Source organism: Cupriavidus sp. 05L310, from assembly GCF_056398185.1.
On the sequence record NZ_JBFTOX010000042.1, the window covers coordinates 35,616 to 53,714 of the forward strand.

General features: G+C 62.1%; 16 protein-coding genes and 3 pseudogenes. 9 read left to right on the forward strand and 10 right to left on the reverse strand.

The window, feature by feature from the left end:
• Nucleotides 1-58 precede the first annotated feature (58 nt).
• The 7 genes and pseudogenes from AC1DS6_RS27515 to AC1DS6_RS27545 all read right to left on the reverse strand — a co-directional run.
• A complete protein-coding gene (locus tag AC1DS6_RS27515; protein WP_477103565.1) occupies nt 59-1,066 on the reverse strand; it encodes an NAD(P)H-dependent flavin oxidoreductase in 1,008 nt (335 codons plus the stop codon).
• 36 nt (nt 1,067-1,102) lie between these two features.
• Nucleotides 1,103-1,844 (reverse strand): annotated as a pseudogene (locus AC1DS6_RS27520) (SDR family oxidoreductase).
• 117 nt (nt 1,845-1,961) lie between these two features.
• Nucleotides 1,962-2,132 (reverse strand): hypothetical protein, encoded by a 171-nt coding sequence (locus AC1DS6_RS27525; protein WP_477103566.1) that lies wholly within the window; start codon nt 2,130-2,132, stop codon nt 1,962-1,964.
• Nucleotides 2,133-2,167: 35 nt separating this feature from the next.
• Complete coding sequence (locus AC1DS6_RS27530) at nt 2,168-2,824, reverse strand: flavin reductase family protein (protein WP_045242991.1); 657 nt, start codon at nt 2,822-2,824, stop codon at nt 2,168-2,170.
• A 27-nt stretch (nt 2,825-2,851) separates the two neighbouring features.
• The gene (locus AC1DS6_RS27535; RefSeq protein WP_477103567.1) at nt 2,852-3,838 is read right to left on the reverse strand and encodes a tripartite tricarboxylate transporter substrate binding protein; all 987 of its coding nucleotides are present in this window, start codon (nt 3,836-3,838) and stop codon (nt 2,852-2,854) included.
• 106 nt (nt 3,839-3,944) lie between these two features.
• Complete coding sequence (locus tag AC1DS6_RS27540) at nt 3,945-5,204, reverse strand: serine hydrolase domain-containing protein (protein WP_477103568.1); 1,260 nt, start codon at nt 5,202-5,204, stop codon at nt 3,945-3,947.
• A gap of 159 nt (nt 5,205-5,363) precedes the next feature.
• Nucleotides 5,364-5,663 (reverse strand): annotated as a pseudogene (locus AC1DS6_RS27545) (Rossmann-fold NAD(P)-binding domain-containing protein); the annotation flags it as partial.
• A gap of 706 nt (nt 5,664-6,369) precedes the next feature.
• Here AC1DS6_RS27545 and AC1DS6_RS27550 point away from each other — a divergent pair.
• The 3 genes from AC1DS6_RS27550 (at nt 6,370) to AC1DS6_RS27560 (ending at nt 8,956) form a co-directional block, all read left to right on the forward strand.
• Nucleotides 6,370-6,741: a tautomerase family protein gene (locus AC1DS6_RS27550; RefSeq protein WP_477103569.1), complete on the forward strand. Its 372-nt coding sequence runs from the start codon at nt 6,370-6,372 to the stop codon at nt 6,739-6,741.
• A gap of 179 nt (nt 6,742-6,920) precedes the next feature.
• Nucleotides 6,921-8,261 carry an MFS transporter gene (locus tag AC1DS6_RS27555; protein ID WP_477103601.1) on the forward strand — a complete coding sequence of 447 codons (1,341 nt, stop codon included), beginning with the start codon at nt 6,921-6,923 and terminating at the stop codon, nt 8,259-8,261.
• A 260-nt stretch (nt 8,262-8,521) separates the two neighbouring features.
• The gene (locus AC1DS6_RS27560) at nt 8,522-8,956 is read left to right on the forward strand and encodes a MarR family winged helix-turn-helix transcriptional regulator (protein ID WP_477103570.1); all 435 of its coding nucleotides are present in this window, start codon (nt 8,522-8,524) and stop codon (nt 8,954-8,956) included.
• Between the two features lie 53 nt (nt 8,957-9,009).
• Here the strand turns inward: AC1DS6_RS27560 and AC1DS6_RS27565 are convergent, their stop codons facing one another.
• From AC1DS6_RS27565 to AC1DS6_RS27575, 3 genes are all read right to left on the reverse strand, one after another.
• Nucleotides 9,010-9,798 (reverse strand): enoyl-CoA hydratase/isomerase family protein, encoded by a 789-nt coding sequence (locus tag AC1DS6_RS27565; RefSeq protein ID WP_477103571.1) that lies wholly within the window; start codon nt 9,796-9,798, stop codon nt 9,010-9,012.
• Nucleotides 9,799-9,822: 24 nt separating this feature from the next.
• Nucleotides 9,823-10,248 (reverse strand): hypothetical protein, encoded by a 426-nt coding sequence (locus AC1DS6_RS27570; protein ID WP_477103572.1) that lies wholly within the window; start codon nt 10,246-10,248, stop codon nt 9,823-9,825.
• A 246-nt stretch (nt 10,249-10,494) separates the two neighbouring features.
• On the reverse strand, nt 10,495-11,427 hold the full coding sequence (locus AC1DS6_RS27575) for a LysR family transcriptional regulator (RefSeq protein WP_477103573.1): 933 nt from the start codon (nt 11,425-11,427) through the stop codon (nt 10,495-10,497).
• Between the two features lie 106 nt (nt 11,428-11,533).
• On the opposite strand from AC1DS6_RS27575, the gene AC1DS6_RS27580 reads away from it, so the two are divergent.
• The 6 genes and pseudogenes from AC1DS6_RS27580 to phbB all read left to right on the forward strand — a co-directional run bounded on the left by AC1DS6_RS27580 (nt 11,534) and on the right by phbB (nt 17,878).
• Entirely contained in the window at nt 11,534-12,766 is a 1,233-nt protein-coding gene (locus AC1DS6_RS27580; protein WP_477103574.1) for an FAD-dependent monooxygenase, read from the forward strand.
• Between the two features lie 21 nt (nt 12,767-12,787).
• Nucleotides 12,788-13,519, forward strand: coding sequence for a class II aldolase/adducin family protein (locus tag AC1DS6_RS27585; RefSeq protein ID WP_477103575.1), 732 nt, complete (start codon nt 12,788-12,790; stop codon nt 13,517-13,519).
• Between the two features lie 35 nt (nt 13,520-13,554).
• Nucleotides 13,555-14,472, forward strand: a complete 918-nt coding sequence (locus AC1DS6_RS27590; protein ID WP_477103576.1) for a 2-hydroxyacid dehydrogenase — start codon at nt 13,555-13,557, stop codon at nt 14,470-14,472.
• Between the two features lie 38 nt (nt 14,473-14,510).
• On the forward strand, nt 14,511-15,491 hold the full coding sequence (locus AC1DS6_RS27595; protein WP_477103577.1) for a Bug family tripartite tricarboxylate transporter substrate binding protein: 981 nt from the start codon (nt 14,511-14,513) through the stop codon (nt 15,489-15,491).
• A gap of 819 nt (nt 15,492-16,310) precedes the next feature.
• Nucleotides 16,311-16,868, forward strand: a complete 558-nt coding sequence (gene phaP3, locus AC1DS6_RS27600) for a TIGR01841 family phasin PhaP3 (RefSeq protein ID WP_477103578.1) — start codon at nt 16,311-16,313, stop codon at nt 16,866-16,868.
• Nucleotides 16,869-17,133: 265 nt separating this feature from the next.
• Nucleotides 17,134-17,878 (forward strand): annotated as a pseudogene (gene phbB / locus AC1DS6_RS27605) (acetoacetyl-CoA reductase).
• The last annotated feature ends 221 nt before the right edge of the window (nt 17,879-18,099 follow it).

The window sequence follows — 18,099 nt, forward strand, 5'->3', positions numbered from 1 at the left end:
CTTGGACATGAGTTTTCTCCTGAGTCTGATGGATTTCCGATGTGTACGTCGAGTTTCCTCAGGCGGCAACGCTTTCCTCGGGCATCTGTTCGGACCCGAGAATCCGGGCGAGGCGCTGCCCGATCAGGTGGCTGGCATCCGCCATGATGCGATCGATGAGCTCGCGTACGCTCGGAATGTCGTCGATGAGGCCGGCGACCATCCCGCAACTCCAGGCACCTGCATCCATCTCTCCGTCGAGCATCACTTTCGGATAGACGCCTGCGACCTGCTCAAGGATGTCGGAGATCTGGATCTGCTCACCCTTGACTCGCTCGATTTCCAGGATCTTCTCGACGCCAGCGTTCTTCAGCACACGCTCCGTGTTGCGCAATGGGCGCATCACGAGTCGCGTGTCGAGCTCGGTGGCCGCGACGATGGCGCGCTTCACGTTCTCGTGAACAGGCGCTTCCTTGGTCGCCACGAATCGCGTGCCCATGTTGATGCCGTCGGCGCCGAGGGCGAGGGCGGCCACCAGGCTACGGGCGTCGGCCATACCGCCGGAAGCCACAAACGGGATCTTGAGCTCATTGGCGGCTCGGGGCAGCAGGATCATGTTCGGGATATCATCCTCGCCGGGATGGCCACCGCACTCGAAGCCGTCCACGCTCACCGCATCACACCCGATCCTCTCGGCCTTCAGAGCATGCCGCACTGACGTACACTTGTGGATCACCTTAACTCCAGCCGCCTTCATCGCCGGCATGTATTCCTCAGGGCTGCGCCCTGCTGTTTCGACGATGCGCACGCCTCCCTCCACGATCGCCTGGATGTACTCGGGATAGGGCGGGGCGGAAAAAGTCGGCAGGAATGTGAGGTTGACGCCGAAAGGCTGGTCCGTCATCTCGCGACATCTGGCGATCTCCTTCGCCAGCAGTTCTGGTGTGCGCTGCGTCAGCGCGGTGATGACGCCCAGCCCGCCGGCGTTCGAGACTGCGGCCGCCAGCTCGGCCAGGCCAACGAAGTGCATGCCGCCTTGCACGATGGGGTGTCGAATGCTGAACAGTTCGGTGATCCGTGTCTTCATGGGATTGAGTCGTATTGGTTGTGGAGTGGGTCCGTCTCAGAAGCGTCCCATGTAGGGCCTGAGATCGAGTTCGTGGGTCCAGGTATCACTCGGCTGCGTGTGCAGGTACCAGTAGTTGTCCGCGATTTGCTCGGGATTGAGGATGCCGTCCTGGTCCTTGAGCGCATAGCGCTGGGGGAAATTGTTGCGGATGAATTCGGTGTCGATGGCTCCGTCGACGACAACATGGGCCACGTGGATGTTCTTCGGACCCAGTTCGCGAGCCATGCTTTGTGCCAGCGCTCGCAGCGCATGCTTGCCACCAGCAAAGGCGGCGAAGTTGGCGGAGCTGCGAATGCCGGCCGTCGCGCCGGTGAACAGGATTGTGCCGCGGCCGCGTGCTACCATTCTGCGAGCCACTTCGCGGCCATTCAAGAAGCCCGAGAAACACGCCATCTGCCAGATCTCGAAGTACTTGCGACTTGCGCCCGGTCTCTTCCAGGATGCTGCACGGCACATTGGCGCCGAAGTTGAACACGAGCACCTCGATGGGACCGATCTCCGACTCGATCTTCTCGATGAGTGCGACAATTTCTTCTTCCTTGCGGGCATCGGAACCAAAGCCGTCGGCCTTGCTATCCTGGTCGCGGATCTTTTCGAACAGCGGCGTAAGCTTCTCGGCATCGCGGCGGGTGGCGCAGACAACGAACCCTTCACGAGCAAACCGGCGTGCGATGGCTCCACCGATCGAATTACCTGCGCCGATGACCAGCGCGCCTTTCAGGCTAGTGGGTTCCATGAACTCGCTCTCCTTTGATAAACGATTCGTTATGTAAAAGTACGTGCTTGCGCATCAGGTGTCAGGACTTCTCTCATGTAAAAAACTCTAGTTGCATTCGTAAGGCCCGGACCGCCCTCAGGCGGCGTCCAGCAGACCAGCGTATCGGCGTCCGACCACCCAGTGGTTCAGGCGTACCGCGGGCATTCGGATGAATTTCAAGTGTTCGCGCACGGTGGAATACCGCACGCCTACCATGTCCACGGCCGGCGGTTGCGCCAGCACTAGGCCGGCATAGGGGTGTTGCATCTCCTAAGCCTGTGACGTCTTTCGGACGGTGTGTGCTATCCCTTGCCGTGCGACGACGGGCTGCTAGCGCCCGCGAGCCGCGCGATCTGAAAGACATTCTCTGGCGAGACCTGGACATAGTCATTCAGTCCGCCGGACCGCATGATCGGATATGCCTCGGCTGTCTGATACACGCCGTCTTTCAGGAGTGTCTTGTCGATGTACACGGCCACCACTTCGCCCAAGACGAGCCAGCCACCTACCTTTTCGCCTTCGGTGTTTCGGAATTGCACGATGTCGATAACCTTGCATTCCATAGCCGCGCGGCTTTCGCCCACCCGCGGGACGTTGACCTTGCGACCCGCCACGGCCGTGAGGCCGGCGAACCGGAACTCATCCTCGCCGCGCGGAAGCGGTGATGAGGTCTGGTTCATCTGATCACCGAGTTCGCGGGTGACCAGGTTCCAGGTGAACTCACGCGTTTCTGATGCGTTTTGAACGCTATCCTTCCAGGCGATCGAAGAAAATCCGATGATCGGTGGGTCGTAGTTGAACGCGTTGAAGAAACTGTAGGGCGCGAGATTGACCCGCCCCTGCGCGTCGCGTGACGAGATCCAGCCGATGGGTCGCGGTGCCACCAGCGCATTGAGCGGGTTGTGGCTCAGCCCGTGGCCCTCGGCGGGCTCGTAGTAGTGAAAGTCTCGAACGGTCATAGTATGGGCCTTTCCGGCGCGGCAGCGCTATTGCGCCACCAGATTAAGGGTCTTTGCGATGTTGACAAACTTTTCGTTCTCTACGCGCAAGAAGGCCGCTGCCTGCTGCGGCGTCATTGAGTCCAGCTTGCGAAAGCCCTGCGCAGTAGCGAGCGCAAGGAACTCCGGGCTGTCGTTCCACTGCTGGAAGGCCCTGCTCAGGCGCGCGACAACGGCATCGGTTGTACGCGCGGGCGCGAACAAGCCCGTCCAGATGCCGAATTCGAAGTTCTTGAATCGAGCGTGCTCGCTCAGCGTCGCGACATCCGGCATGAGCGGATGTCGCTTGGCGCTCGCGAAGGCGATGGCCTTGATCCGCCCGGTCTGAACCATTCCTAGGATTGGCCCCGCAAGAGGAACAAACGCGAGGTCCACCTCGCCACCTGCGACGGCCGTGGCCATGGGAGCGATGCCTTTGTACGGCACCTCCAGCAACTTGACGCCGACCCGCTCCTGGAATTCAGCGGCCGCGAGATGAGCGAGCGTGCCCTGGCCCCAGTGGGCAATGGAAAGCTCCTTCGCGCCACGCTTTTGCATGTGTTCGAGGAGCGCGGTGAGGTTGTTGAAAGGACGATCGGGATGACTGACGAGGACCATGTCCGAAATCCCGAACGAACCGATGAGCTTGAAGCTGTCGAACGTGTACTTAGCCGAAGCGACCGTGAGCGGCGCCATCAGTAAATCCGGACCCGCCGTCGCGAGCAGCGTGTATCCGTCTGGCGACGCCTTCAACACATTCATCGCCGCGATGGAGCCGTTCGCACCGGGCATATTGTCGATCACGAGAATCTGCCCAAGGGCCCGCTCCAGCACGGGTGCGGATGGACGCACTGAAGCGTCCACCCCGAACCCGGGCGGGTAAGCGACCTTGATCAGGATGTTTTTGTTTGGATAGGGCTGCGCCATCGCGGCGGCGGCGCAGCAAAGCGCGACTACAACAGCGGCATCAAAGAGTCTGCGAGTCAGTGCTTTCATGTTTGTCTCCGTGCGCCGGTCAAACCGGTAAATTGTTGTGAAGGAAGGAGTCATGTCATAGACCCTGCGCCCTCGATCCTGAAGGGCGGTGACCGCCCTTCAGGCATCAGTTCAGCGAGGCGTAAACGCTCTTTTCAAAACCGTAGAACACGTCCACGGTTCTCGGGTCCACGGACGGCAGCGACTGCATCATGGCCAGGCCTGCGATGTTCCGGGTGGGGTCGATCCAGAAGTACGTATTGGCCAGCCCCGCCCAGGCCAAGCTGCCGGCACTGCGGCCGGTGGGCGCCGCACTCTCGTTGATCATGAAGCCCAGGCCCCAGGTCTTGGGCACACCGGGGAAGAATTCCACGTCGCGCGAGAGAAAAGGAATCTGCGTCGGTAACTTGCTCACGCGAAGCGGCCCCATGGCATTGCGCGACATCAGGGCCACCGTCTCCGGCTTGAGGATCTGGTTGCCGTTGCCCCGCCCCGCATTGAGGATCATGCGCATGAACTTCAGGTAGTCGTCGGCGGTCGAGTACAGGCCAGCGCCGCCCGACTCGAACTCGGGATCCTGCACTGTTCCGAGATCGATCACGGATAATTTTCCGTCGTCTCCGCGCAAATGCATGCCGGCCAGTCGGGTGCGCATGGCCGCGGTGATCTTAAACGCCGTGCTGTCCATGCCCAGCGGTCCTGTGATGTTGCGCTGGAAGTAGTCACCCAGGCGCAGGCCGCTGGCGGCTTCGATCAGCTGGCCCACCCAATCGATGCCGATGCCATAATTCCAGCGCGTGCCGGGGTCGAAGCACAGAGGCACCCGCAGCGCCGCTTTCTGCCCCGTTAGGATGCCGGGGACGTTCTGCGTGCGGTAGTAGCGCTCCAGGTCCGCGTTCCAGATCTCGTAGGTAAAGCCGGACGTATGGGTGAGCAGATGCCGCAGGGTGAGCTGGCCCTCGGCATCCCGCAGTTCGGGCGCGCCATTCGTGTCCCAGCCCTCCAGAACCTTGAGAACGCCCAGCTCGGGGATCACTGCGGACGCTGGACCGTCCAGACTCAACTTGCCCTGCTCGACCAGCTGCATGGCTGCGGCGCTGGTGATCGGCTTGGTCATGGAGGCGATGAGCATCACCGTGTCCATGTCCATCGCTGCGGAGGCGCCGAGCGCGCGCGCTCCCTGCGCCGCGGAGTAGAGGGTCTCATCGCGAGTGATCACCGCGGCGGCTACGCCGGCGGTGTCGCCGGATGCGACGGCACGGGTCAGCACGGAATCGGCGTTGGCTTTCAGTGCGGCGGTGTCGTCCGACGACGAAAGGCAACCGGCAACCGGCAAGGCTGCCAGCCCCACGGTGGACTTGAGAAATGTGCAGCGACCTTGTGCCAAGGTTTGTCTCCGTACGCCGGTCAAAGCCGGCAAATTGTTGTGAAAGAACGAGGGAGTGGAAGCGCAACTGGAATCTCCGGTTGACACGTCTTGGCCTCAGAGCGTCTCCATCCCGGGCCGCGGCTCTATCTCGTCGTCCAGCATCGCGGGTGGCCCAGTCCGCGGGCCATGCTTTGCGCCGGCGAATGCAGCGGGACCTTCGCGTCCGCGCAAACTGGCCGTTGCGCCCGTAAAGATGATGGTGCCGCGCCCCCGTGGCAGCATGACCTTCGCCGTTTCGCGGTCTTCCCTGCTCGCCTCGCCGCCTTCGGCCCTGATCTCGTCAATCCGGGGCTGGTGCTTGTCAGCGGTGCGGCGGGTAACGCACTCGATGTAGCCTTCTTTGGCAAAGCGCTTGGCGACGGCGCCGCCGGTAGCGTCGCTGGCTCCAATCACCAGAATGGCCTTATCGTCTGCCATGTGGATTGCTCCATGGATGAGTAAGATGCCGCGTCGCCACACCTCGCAGGCGCTTAATCCAACGAACGTTTAGTAAACGAAGCGTATGTTATCGTCAGCCCCGTGTCAACGAGGGGTTTCTCCATCCACCCGGTGACCAGAGTAATGCAGCCCTCCCTGCAAGAACTTTCCGCACGAAAGACCAAATCGGCCGCGCATGTCTTGCCGAGCAGGTCGCCATTCTTCGTCGACCGATATCACCTTGCTGGCCTGGAGTCTCCACCGATGGCGCCCCTCACGGGGACTGCTTCAAGTTGGCGCCGGCCTTCACGCAGCTGTTCGGCGCGTCCCTGTGGATGACTTAAGGGGCGAACATCTCCAGCTGCGGCTGTGGGGCCATCTGTCTACTAATCTTGAAGAGCGCGATCTTCAGTGGCTGCGTTAGCGTACGGGGCGCGTGGCCTGTGAGGTGCACGACCGTGGAGGCCGACTCCGCGATGGCCGACTCTCTCAACGTGCAATCTTGCGGGTGCGAAACGTGTGGGCACTGTTTGGTGCACGTCGCACTGGCCGGCACCGGACCACCGATAACGAGCACGGCTTGGACCGGCGGCACGACGCCACGTCATGGCACTTTGAAGCAAGTGTCGGCACCCCTATGCAATCGCCCGCGGCGACGCTCCGAGAGACTGAAGGCTCAATAGCCCTATCTTCACGGAGACACAACATGCCCGTCATTGTTTGCGAATGCAAGGTTGGAATCGGAGCTGGCGTCAAGGCCAAGATTGCCAGCGAGTTTACGAGCGCGATCAGGGAGATCATCCTTTCTCCGCTCGACTTAATTAGCGTGGTATTCCATGAAGCCACGCCCGAGAATACCTACCGTTCGGGAGAGCCCACGTCCGAAACGCTGATCTTCTGCCACATACGTGATGGGCGCAGCGACGGCGCCGTGCTATCGCTGGCGAAAAAGGTGAGCTCGATCTGGAGCGCGTGCACTGGAGCAACGGAGGATGAAGTCGAGGTTCTCGTCACACTGTATCCCGCCAAATACGTCGTGCGCGGCGGTGAACGCCTGCCCGAAGCCCCTCGCGTGTGAGGGTGGGGCAGCCTGCACGGACTAAGGGGAGCGCCATTGTCTGCGCAAGGGCGGTCGTTGGCCGTGAGGTCTCGGCCCAGAATGAGTTACTGCGCCGCATGCCGAACCTCGAACCGACGATAAATGGAGACAAGTCAATGAAGTCAATCCGCCCTGAGCTGGCCGCAGCACCTTCAAGCGTGCACCGGATAGATGTTCACAAACTGGCCGACGAGGCCAAGTTCAACAGCTTTCACTGGTCCGTGCTGATCTGGTGTTTCGTGATCCTGGTGCTCGACGGCTACGACCTGGCGGTCGCCGGCACCGCGCTTCCGTCGATCATGAAGACGATGAATGTGGAGGCCGCGACCGCGGGCTTCATGGCCAGTTCGGCGCTGTTCGGCATGATGTTCGGAGCGATCGCGCTCGGCGCGCTGGCCGACAAGATTGGCCGCCGCTGGGCGATCTCGATCTGCGTGTTCCTGTTCAGCGTTCTCACCGCGGCCGCCGGGTTCACCAACGACCCAATCACCTTCAGCGTGATGCGCTTCTTCGCCGGGCTCGGCATCGGCGGCGCGATCCCGAATGCAGCCGCACAGATGACCGAGTACTCGCCGAGGAAGGTGCGCAGCGTAATGGTCACGCTGATGTGCTGTGGCTACGCGGTCGGCAGTATCCTCGCCGCGCTGCTCGGCAAGCAGTTCATCGAGACCTATGGCTGGCAATCCGTGTTTATCGCCGCGGGCGCCGCGGTGGTGCTGATCCCGTTCATCTTAAAGTACATGCCTGAGTCGCTGCCGTTCCTGATCAAGCAGCATGACGACACACATCTGCGCGAAGTGGTCCGAAAAATCCGACCGGATATGCGGCTCGAGCCGCACGAGGAGTTCCTCGTTCCTGCCGAGGACAAGGCCGAAGGTCCATCCGTCGGCAGACTGTTTCTGGACGGCCGCGGCTTCAGTTCGGTGATGCTCTGGGTCGCCTATATGACCTGCCTTTTCATGCTCTATGCGCTCAGTTCGTGGTTGGTCAAGCTGATGGGCATGGCAGGCTACAGCCTCGGTTCCGCGTTGAACTTCCTGCTCGCCTACAACGCCGGTGCAGTCATCGGCGCCGTCGGTGGCGGATGGCTCGCCGACAAGCTAAACATCAAGTGGGTGACGGCCGCATTCTTCGCGGTCGCTGCGGTCTCGCTGACGCTGCTCGGCTACGGCGCGCAGCCGCTGTTCCTTATCGTTGCCGTAGTCGGCGCGTCGACGCTGGGCACGCAGATCCTGCTGTACGCGTATGCCGGGCAGTTCTACCCGGCGGCGATCCGTTCGACAGGACTGGGCTTTGCCTCGGGGGTCGGGCGCATCGGCGCGATTGCGGCGCCGATCGTGATCGGGCTGCTGGTCTCGATGAAGCTGCCGCTGGTGCAGAACTTCCTCGCGATTGCAATGGCCGCGGTGATTGGCGGTGTCGCGGTTACGCTGATCAAGCACAAGTCGTCGGCCTCTTCGCACAGCCACGGCGAGAACGTGGTCGGACAGGGATCTTGATGCTTGCACCGTTGCAAGTGTACGAGTTGGTGAAGAGCCCTTTCGCCGATCTGCCAAGCGGGAAGCGACGAGCGCGTGCACCCGGGCACCGGAGGACGAAGTCGAGGTTCTCGCTCCAACTCGTAACCAGCCAAGGAGACTTTCTCTCGCGCAAGCCTGAAGGCAAGATCGCAATCTCTGTCGCGTAGCGCGCCTCCCCAGAGGGCTAATATGTGAGCATGCGCCCATTTTGCACGCGTTGCGTGCCAGCGGAGAGGACCATGTCGAATGATGTTTCCCTATGCAACTGCACAGCGATTCGCAAAGCGGCGCGGCACATGACGCGCTTCTATGACGCGTGTCTTGCCGAGGTCGGCCTGCGTGGAACCCAATACATCATTCTTCGATCCCTGTCGGCACATGGCCCGATGACCATCAATGCGCTGGCTGAGGTGATGGTAATGGACCGGACGACGGTGACGCACAATGTGAAGCCCCTGCAACGCGATGGCTTGGTGGGGATTGAAGTGGATCCCGCAGATAGGCGGTCCCGCATCGTGGCGCTCACGAAGCGCGGAGTGGCAAGCGTTCGTCAGGGTGAGGCAGCATGGGCTAAGGCTCAGACTCAGTTCGAGTCACGGTTCGGTAAGGCTAAAGCGCTTGAGATGCGCAAGGTGATGTCCGAGGTCACCCATACTGAGCTCGTTACCGAGTAGATGCTGAGCAAGGCGCTGGGCGTGTCCCTGCGCCTTGCAAGCCGACTGGCGGCTCAGCGACCTTCGAAGTCGAGTGCCGGTCGCTTCATGCCTCTGGACATGGCGTCCATGGCCGACTGCAAGCCGCGCTTCGCATCTTCGGTTTCAAACAGCGGCATTTGGATATCGAAAATAGCTTCGTCCGCCGCTTGCACGCCGCCCAATGCCCACAAGCGTAGCATCGCCTTGTGTGCGGCATGGGCTCGGGTCGGGCCCTTTGCAAGACGTCGTACCAGCGACGTGGCTTCTTGCTCCAGTGCTCCCACATCAACAACATGATTGACGACGCCGCGTTGGTGCAGCGTTTGTGCATCGACCGGATCGGAGGTGAAGGCAAGTTCTGCGGCAAACGCGCGCCCCGCACGTTCAGCCACGCGGTACACGCCCCCGATCAGCGTCGTGATGCCTAGCGACTGCTCCGGATGGGCAAACCGAGCGGAACTGGTGGCCAGGATGATGTCGCAACGCAGGACCAGCTCGAAGCCACCGCCGAAGCAAGTACCCTGTACGGCAGCAACGGTCGGACAATGCAAGCTCTCAATCCGATTGAAGACGGCCATGTAGCGCTGGAAGAGGGCGCGCAACTTTGCCGCATTCATGCCGGCCCACGGCATGATGTCCCCCCCGAAGGAGAAGTCCGGTCCGTCCGCGCGGATGAGCAGCGCGCGCACGCCACTATCGCAAATAGTCGCAAGAGCGACTTCAAGCTCTTCGAGCATCCGAATGCCGAGGCGGTTCTGCGGCGGGTTGGTCAGGGTTACCGTCGCGATGGCACCGTCAATACTGAGGTCAAGATGTTTCACGTTTCATCTCCATTTCGGGTCGGACTAACAAAGGTGCGTGCGGAACCATTCGACTGCAGCATGGCTGGCAAGCTCAAACTGGCGGAGATAGGGATCGAAGTGGCCACCGGGGACCAGCACGAGTCGCATCGGCTCCAGAGCGCGTTCATAAGCGGCAAGCTCAAGGTCGGTCAGCGTGACATTGTCCTCTTTGGCCACAATCATCATTAATGGTGTTGGAGACGCTCGCGAAATCCAAAAGCCAGGCTCGTACATGCGCGCCGCGCGAGTCGAGCGCACTGTCACCTCGTTCTCCCAGATGCCTTCGGGAATGGGCTGCAAATAGGGGTCATCGTACTTTTGATGCGAAATCTGGCAGTTCTGTCCTGAAAACCCTTTGGAATCAGTTACCTGTGGGATCGGCGGGTACGCGGCGCCAAGTAACCTGGAAAGCCTTGCCGCAAGCGGCATCCCGGCTTGCTAGCGCCAGATTTCGCACCAAAAGTACGATGACCCCTTGAAGGATTCGAGATCTCCGAGCAGACCGAGATCTGAGGCCGTCGGCGGCGGCCGCCCCGGCATCGCGCTGAGGTGACCGCCTCGAGGGCAGCTATGTGGCGCACGGTCGAACTCGCAGGCCCGGCCATGAGCAGTCGTCTGACAGCTTGGTGAATACAGTCGAACTCGCAAGGGCGTTCACCCAGAAGGTCAGCCGAATTACGCGCCCACCTGCTTGGCGAGCTCTTGAAAGTGCGCCCCGAGCGCATCGACGAGGCCGGAAACGAGCGCCGTCTTGAGCCGTCCTTTCATGCTCACCGCGAAGAACTCGACCGGCACCACTGGCTCTACGAGTGTGTGCACCGTCACGTCGTAGCGTGCGCACGCAGGCACCACGAAGCCGGGTAGGGCGGCCACTCCGTGGCCCGCCTCCACCATCGAGATCATGGCCTGGATGTTCTGGAGTGCGGTGGTCCGTCGCGTGGTGATTCCGAGGGCGCGAAGCTGCGTGTCCACGAGCTTCTGGATCGGGTTGTCATTCGGGAGCACGATGAGCTCCTGGTCGTCCAGGGCCGACCACTTCACCTTGCGCCCCGTTTCGAATCCGCGCCCGCGTGTCCTGGAATCCTTCGCCTTGGCCCTGACCAGCACCATGTCAAAACGGGCGAGCAACTGCCGGTCGATGCCCGTGGCCGGCCGGAAGAAAGCACCAAGACCGACGTCAAGTTCTCCCGCTTCGATCCCCAACAGGATCTCGCGTCGGTCGAGGTCGCTGATCGAGACGCGGACTGCGGGGTGCGTCTCATGGAACGCCTGCAACCACAGGGGAAGCACGCTCGATGCAATCAGCGGCGTCGCCGCAAGGGAGACCCGTTGCTCCGCTTCCGCGGCGAGTCGCCCGACGTTGGATGTGGCGGCTTCCCAGTCCGCCATCATGCGGCGCGCGGTCGGCAGCAGTGATTCGCCTGCAGGCGTGAGTCGCACGCTCCGCGTCGTGCGGTCGAACAGCCTTGCGCCGACCTGCGCCTCGAGGTCCTTGAGCATGAGGCTTAGGCCTGCCTGCGTCACGAAGATTTCCTCCGCCGCGCGCGTGAAGCTTCCTAGCCGGGCGATGGCCAGAAACGCCTGCAGTTGCCGAGTGCTGACGTTCATTTCGTTTACTAATGAATTGATTTGATAGTTTAACTTCCAAAATCTTTGTGCGTGCGATGAAATTGACCTCCATCAACGCAGCGATCCCGCAAAAGGAGCATCCAACATGACGCCGCCCTCCCAAAGAATTCTCATTGCCGGTGCTGGCATCGGTGGTCTGTGCTGCGCTCTGGCACTGATCCAGCGCGGCTTCCGCGTCACCGTCCTGGAGCAGGCACGGCAGCTTGGGGAGGTGGGAGCCGGGTTCCAGGTCAGCGCCAACGGCGTCCGTTGCCTGGCCGACCTGGGCTTGGCATCGGAGCTGAAGGACATCGCCACCGAGGCGGGCGGCAAGCAGGTGCGCCTGTGGAGTACCGGCCAGACATGGAAGCTGTTCGATCTCGGTGCCGAGTCGGTGCGCAAGTATGGCTTCCCCTACTACATGATCTACCGGCCGGACCTGCATGGTCTGATGGAATGTCACGTGAGACGGTTGCAACCGGACGCGATCCGGTTGGGCGCGAAGGTGGTCGGCGTCGAACAGAACGACGTCGGTGTCGAGGTGGAGCTCGAAGGCGGCGAGCGGATTCACGGTGACATCCTCATCGGTGCCGATGGCGTGCATTCTTGCGTGCGCCGCGCCCTGTTCGGAGCGGGCGACGCGCAGTTCACCGGCTGTGTCGCCTGGCGCGGTCTCATTCCGCGCGAGAGGATTCCGCGCCATCTTCAGGCCAACGTTGGTACCAACTGGATCGGTCCCGGTGCGCACGTCATCCACTACCCGCTTCGCAATGGCGAACTCACGAACTTCGTGGGTATCGTCGAGCGCACGGACTGGCAAGTCGAGTCTTGGACGGAACGAGGCAGCATCGAGGAATGCCTGAAGGACTTCGAGCGCTGGCACGACGACGTGCACGCGTTGATCCAGGGGATCCAGCAGCCGTACAAGTGGGCGCTTCTCAGCCGGCAGCCCATGGACCGATGGACCGTCGGCCGTGCCACTCTCCTGGGTGATGCCTGCCATCCCACGCTGCCCTTCCTTGCACAAGGCGCGGTGATGGCTCTGGAGGACGGCATCGTGCTTGCACGCTGCCTGGCGGCGAACGCCGAACACCCGGAAGCGGCCCTGGCCCGGTACGAGGCCCTGCGGCAGGAACGTACCTCGCGCATCGTGCTGGGCTCGGCGGCGAACGGGGCGCGCTTTCACAATCCGTTGCTGGCAGACCCGGTGGAGGCCAGTCGCTACGTGGATGCCGAGTGGAATGAGCAGCGTGTGCGCGAGCGCTACGAATGGCTTTTCAGCTACGACGCTACCGCGGTCGACGTGTCCGTCGGTCACTCCACTGCGACGCAGACTTAATAACCCAGTTAGGACCTCAACATGAAACAGCCAGAACCCTTGCACGACCTCCTGCACGACCTGGTGCACGCCTTCCAGATTCTAGCCATGGATGGACAAGGCAGTGGCATCTCCGGACACCTCACAGCGCGCTTGCCCGGTGCGCGTACGTTCTGGAGCATTCCGTACGGATACGGATTCGAGGAGGCGACGGCAGACGCATTGATCGAGTCCGACTTCGACCTGCGCACCGTGACCGGTACGTTGCCATGCAACCCGACTCTCAATATCCACACCGAAATCTACAATGCGCGTCCTGAGGTATGCTGCATCCTGCACACGCATTCGGAAGCTTCCCTGGCCCTGGGCGTGATCGGCAGCAACCTCGAGCCGGTGACGCAGAGCGGCGCGCTGTTCTACGAGGACATCGTGCTTTTCGACGAGTTCGAGGGCATAGTCCTCGACAAGAAGGAGGGCGCCAGCATCGCATCCAGGCTGGGCCCGAACCGTGCGATCCTGCTGCGCAACCACGGGTCCGTGGTCGTGGGCAACTCGATTGCCGACGCCACGATCGCCGCGACCGTCCTCGAATTCGCAGCGCGGGTGCAACTGCAAGCCATGTCCGCAGGCACGCCCAAGTTGTTGCCGACCGCCGAAGCGCGGCAGACCAAGGCCTTCCTGCAGCGCCCCGACGTCGTCGATCTGCGGTGGCAACTGCTGGTGCGACAGGCGCGCAGGCACAACCCGAACTTCTCGTACGAGCGAACCGTTTGAAGAGCATGCAATCCCCTTCGTCCCCCAAAGTCCTGATGCTGCTGACGTCGGACTTCGTCAAGAGCCGCTACGAAGCACTCCGCTCCCGCGCCCCCGGTCTGCACGTGATCACCGACATCGAAGGCGCCTCGGATCCAGACGTCACCGCGCTGTTCGCCTTCAAGCTGCCTGCCGGCATCGCACCGCGCCTTCCCAACCTGCGACTGGCAGCCTCGGTGGGCGCCGGTGCGGACGGCATCCTCTCGGCCCCGGACCTGCCGCCCCATGTGAAGGTCACGCGCGCCGTCGAACCGGGCCTCGGGTTCAGCATGGCGCAGTTCGTGAGCCTGCAGATCCTGCGGCACTTCCGCTCGCTGCCAGCGATGGAGCGACAGCACGCGGCGGGTGAATGGAAGCGGTTGCCCGTCCCCGACGCCAGCCAGCTCACCGTGGGCATCATGGGGCTCGGTTCCATCGGCTCCGTCGTCGCCGACGCACTCTTGGCGCTCGGATTCAGGGTCATCGCGTGGACGCGCACGTCGGCGCGAGAAGCGCGCGTTCCCGTCTTCGTCGGCGAGAGCCGGAAGGACGACTTCCTCGCGCAATCGAACTACCTCGTCTGCCTGCTGCCTTTCACGGCGGAGACGAAGAGCACCCTGGACCACGCCAGCCTTCGCAAGTTGCCCAAGGGCAGCTTCGTGGTGAACGTGGCGCGCGGCGGCATCGTCGTGGAGGACGACCTGCTAGCCCTCGTCGACGAGGGACATCTCGCCGGCGCGGCGCTCGACGTGTTCGCGTCGGAGCCGCTGCCCGCCAGCAGCCCCTTCTGGCACCACGAGCGGATCCTGGTCACGCCCCACGTCGCCGCGCAGCCGACGGTCGGCCCTGTCGTGGAGCAGTTCCTGGAGAACCTGCAGCGCCTCGCGCAGGGCCAGCCTTTGCTCAACGAGGTCGACAGAAGCGTCGGTTACTAGCCGGCGCTCATCCCACACCCAATTCAGGAGACAATGAAGTGAAGATCATCGAAAAACTGCTTGCCTGCGGCGCACTCGCCGTCGCAGCCACCATCGTGCCCACAGCAGGCATGGCCGCGGATGCTTACCCCTCCCAGCCAATCAAGCTGGTCCTGCCGTTCGCGGCCGGGGGCCAGTCCGATGTCGTCGCCCGCATCGCTGCGGAGCGCCTCACGTCCGCCCTGGGCCAGCCCCTGGTTGTCGAGAACGTCGGAGGTGCCGGCGGCATGATCGCGGCCTCCAAGGTGGCGCGATCGCCCGCGGACGGCTACACCCTCTTTCTCCCGAACGCCAGCACGTTGACCATCGCGCCCCACTTGCAACCAAGCTCCGGCGTCACGCCCTCGTCGTTCGCGCCGATCGCCACAGTGAGCCAGTTTCCGCTGGTGCTGGTCGTGAACAGCAAATCTCCCTACAAGTCGCTGGCGGATGTAATCGCAGCGGCCAAGAGCAAGCCTGGTAAGCTGAGCTTCGCCTCGCCGGGCGTCGGCACGACACCGCATCTTGCCGGTGAAACCTTCAGCCAGGAAGCAGGCATCACGATCACCACCGTGCCCTACAAGGGCGGCGCGCCCGCGCTCAACGACGTGCTCGCCGGCCAGGTCGATCTCTACTTCGAGGCACCCGGGACGATCGTTCCGCACATCCAGGCGGGCAAGCTGCGCGCACTGGCTGTCACGGGCAAGAAGCGCATGGCGGCGCTTCCCAACGTGCCCACGGTTGCGGAGCAAGGCTTCCCCAAGCTCACCCTGGAGAGTTGGGCTGCATTCGTCGCCCCGAAGGGGACGCCCCCGGCCATCATCGAGCGTCTGCGCACTGAAATTGAGAAGGTGGTGAAGAGCCAGGACTTCACGCGCAAGCTGGAGGAGCGGGGATTCGAGCCCCTCTCCACGAGCCCGGCAGAACTCGCACGCATGATCAACGAGGAGAGCGTGCGCTGGGGGCAGATCATCAAGGAACGTCACATCACGGTGAATTGATCGCTGCCTGTGCAAGGCGAGCGCGCATGGCCCATGGATGACATCAAATATCAAAGCGGCTTCGGCAACGAGTTCGCGAGCGAGGCCGTGCCCGGATCGCAACGAGATGCCTCTGCCCACCTTACTCACCGTGCGATCGTTCGCGCTTCACTGGCGTGCATGCGAGCGTGGTTCGAGCCCCTCGGTCGCTCGACCTGCGTCCCTCGCACACTCAAGCAAATCTATGCAGCCGGAGGCAGCTATCGGCCATGAGGGGCCATTTCACTTGAATACTACGCGGACGTTTGAAGGTCGGCTCCACGCTGGACGCGGTCATCCCCGCCATCACCGGCAATCGATCGCTTCTTGGGCGAAAAGCGACAACGAGACGGATATTGGGCTGGTCCCCGGCTATGACGACAGCGCCCCAGCAGGCGCGGTGAGCCCCGCCGGCTGCAGCCGGATTTTTAGTGGTTCCGTTTGTTCGACGGCTACAGCCGCGAGGGGTGGCTGTTGTTTCCAGCCCGCGGCAATGTTTTGTCAGTTGAGCGGGCAGCCGGGCCTGACGGAGTGAAGTGCGCCGTACACATGCCACGCACTGCAACATTTCTAGGTAAGCATAAGCAATATTAGTGCCCGTTACAGCACTTTAATTGTCAGGTTTTCAAGACTTTTTGGGTATGTCCCTAGGGATCACATTAGACGAAACACTCTAGAATTCGCACTCGGATGGTGCACCGGAGGATTGGCGGCGCTGCCAATCTGGAACCCATGCCTTGACGGATTAACTATACAGCACTTTTGCGCAAGTCCGTTCGATCAATTCACAGGAGACTACGCATGACCGCTTTTATGTCCGATCAGTTCGCTGCAGTGCAAAAAGCCAATCTGGGCCATCTGTTCGCGCTGACGAACATGGCTTTTGACGGCTTCCAGAAGTTGACCGAGTTGAACCTGCAGGCAGTCAGGACGACGCTTGCCGAAGGCCAGGAAAAAGTCGAAGCGGCGCTGGCCGGAAAGGACATCCGTGAAGTGTTCGCCGCGCAAGGCAATCTGGCCCAGCCTGCCGCGGAGAAGGCTGTTGCGTATGCACGCCATGTGTACGAAATCGCATCGAACACGCACGGGGAACTGACCAAGGCAGTCGAGACCCAGTACGAACAGCACAACCGTAATGTGCAAGCCTTCGTTGACACCTTCGTGAAGAACGCGCCGGCCGGGTCTGAAGCGATCACCGCGCTGCTGCAATCGAGCGTAGCCGCCGCCAACAACACCTATCAATCGATCCAGAATGCGGCAAAGCAGACGGCTGAAGTCGCCAAGGCCAACTTGGCCACGACGGCCGCAGCCGCCTCCGGCGCGGTACAGCAGGCAGCGCCCCGCGCTTCCAAGCAGTAACGCCGTACCGCTGGCAATGCAGGCCAGGCCAGCGCGCTGAACAGAGATCGCTGGCTTGCAAGCCAGGGGACATCAGCGCCCCTGGTTTGCCGAACCGCGACAACCTTCCCGCAAAGACATACAAACTGGGACCGGAATCATCCGGCCCGGCTCGCCCTCGCCTTTCGCGCGCCAGGGCAACGGGAACTTGCTCGGGACAACCAGGGAAAAAGCCCTTCCCGGCAAGGCAGGGGTCTTTCAACTTTACGAGAATGAAGCAGGCAGCATGACGAAGAGAATCGCACTAGTAACGGGTGGTATGGGTGGGCTGGGAGAAGCCATCAGCATCAAGTTGTACGACGCGGGCTATGCCGTGATGGTGACGCACTCACCGCGCAATGCGAACGCTCAGAACTGGCTTGCCGCGATGGCCGCCACCGGCCGCGAGATGCGTGCCTACGAGATTGACGTATCTGACTACGATGCCTGCGCAGGCTTGCGCGGCGCAGCTCCTGGCCGACGTAGGCCGCGTGGATTTCCTGGTGAACAACGCAGGCATTACCCGCGACATGGCCTTCAAGAAGATGGACAAGCCGAACTGGGATGCCGTGATGCGGACCAATCTCGACTCGGTATTCAATCTCACCAAGCCGCTTTGCGAAGGCATGGTCGAACGCGGCTGGGGACGCATCATCAACATCTCGTCGGTCAACGGTTCCAAAGGCGCTTTCGGTCAGACCAACTATGCCGCCGCCAAGGCTGGGATGCACGGCTTCACCAAGTCGCTTGCGCTGGAAGTGGCAAGAAAGGGCGTGACGGTCAACACCGTCTCTCCGGCCTACCTTGCCACCAAGATGGTCAACGCAGTGCCTAAAGAAATCATGGAAACCAAGATCCTGCCGCAGATTCCAGTCGGCCGTGTCGGCAAACCGGAAGAAGTTGCAGCGCTGGTTGCCTACCTGTGCTCGGAGGAAGCGGCCTACGTGACCGGGTCCAATATCGCCATCAACGGCGGGCAGCACATGCAGTAACCGCAGATCGAGCGCCGGGCCGCTTGCGTTCGACTAGACCCATCGTGCCCGAACGTACCTGCACCGCCTATCCTGAGCCACCATCGGGCGCCGGCGGCGCATGCATGCAGGGGCGGCACGGCGCTCATGACGCCAAGGCTGAGCGCCTGCCTTCGTTTCGCCTGAAGGGACGGCATTGCGTCGGAAGCGTCCGGCCACCCCATCTCGGCCGACTGCCCGCT

Coding starts and splice junctions, on each gene's coding strand:
- AC1DS6_RS27515 (WP_477103565.1), bottom strand. CDS start 1,066: ATGAAGACACGGATCACCGAACTGTTCAGCATTCGACACCCCATCGTG.
- AC1DS6_RS27525 (WP_477103566.1), bottom strand. CDS start 2,132: ATGCAACACCCCTATGCCGGCCTAGTGCTGGCGCAACCGCCGGCCGTG.
- AC1DS6_RS27530 (WP_045242991.1), bottom strand. CDS start 2,824: ATGACCGTTCGAGACTTTCACTACTACGAGCCCGCCGAGGGCCACGGG.
- AC1DS6_RS27535 (WP_477103567.1), bottom strand. CDS start 3,838: ATGAAAGCACTGACTCGCAGACTCTTTGATGCCGCTGTTGTAGTCGCG.
- AC1DS6_RS27550 (WP_477103569.1), top strand. CDS start 6,370: ATGCCCGTCATTGTTTGCGAATGCAAGGTTGGAATCGGAGCTGGCGTC.
- AC1DS6_RS27560 (WP_477103570.1), top strand. CDS start 8,522: ATGTCGAATGATGTTTCCCTATGCAACTGCACAGCGATTCGCAAAGCG.
- AC1DS6_RS27570 (WP_477103572.1), bottom strand. CDS start 10,248: ATGCCGCTTGCGGCAAGGCTTTCCAGGTTACTTGGCGCCGCGTACCCG.
- AC1DS6_RS27575 (WP_477103573.1), bottom strand. CDS start 11,427: ATGAACGTCAGCACTCGGCAACTGCAGGCGTTTCTGGCCATCGCCCGG.
- AC1DS6_RS27580 (WP_477103574.1), top strand. CDS start 11,534: ATGACGCCGCCCTCCCAAAGAATTCTCATTGCCGGTGCTGGCATCGGT.
- AC1DS6_RS27585 (WP_477103575.1), top strand. CDS start 12,788: ATGAAACAGCCAGAACCCTTGCACGACCTCCTGCACGACCTGGTGCAC.
- AC1DS6_RS27590 (WP_477103576.1), top strand. CDS start 13,555: ATGCTGCTGACGTCGGACTTCGTCAAGAGCCGCTACGAAGCACTCCGC.
- phaP3 (WP_477103578.1), top strand. CDS start 16,311: ATGACCGCTTTTATGTCCGATCAGTTCGCTGCAGTGCAAAAAGCCAAT.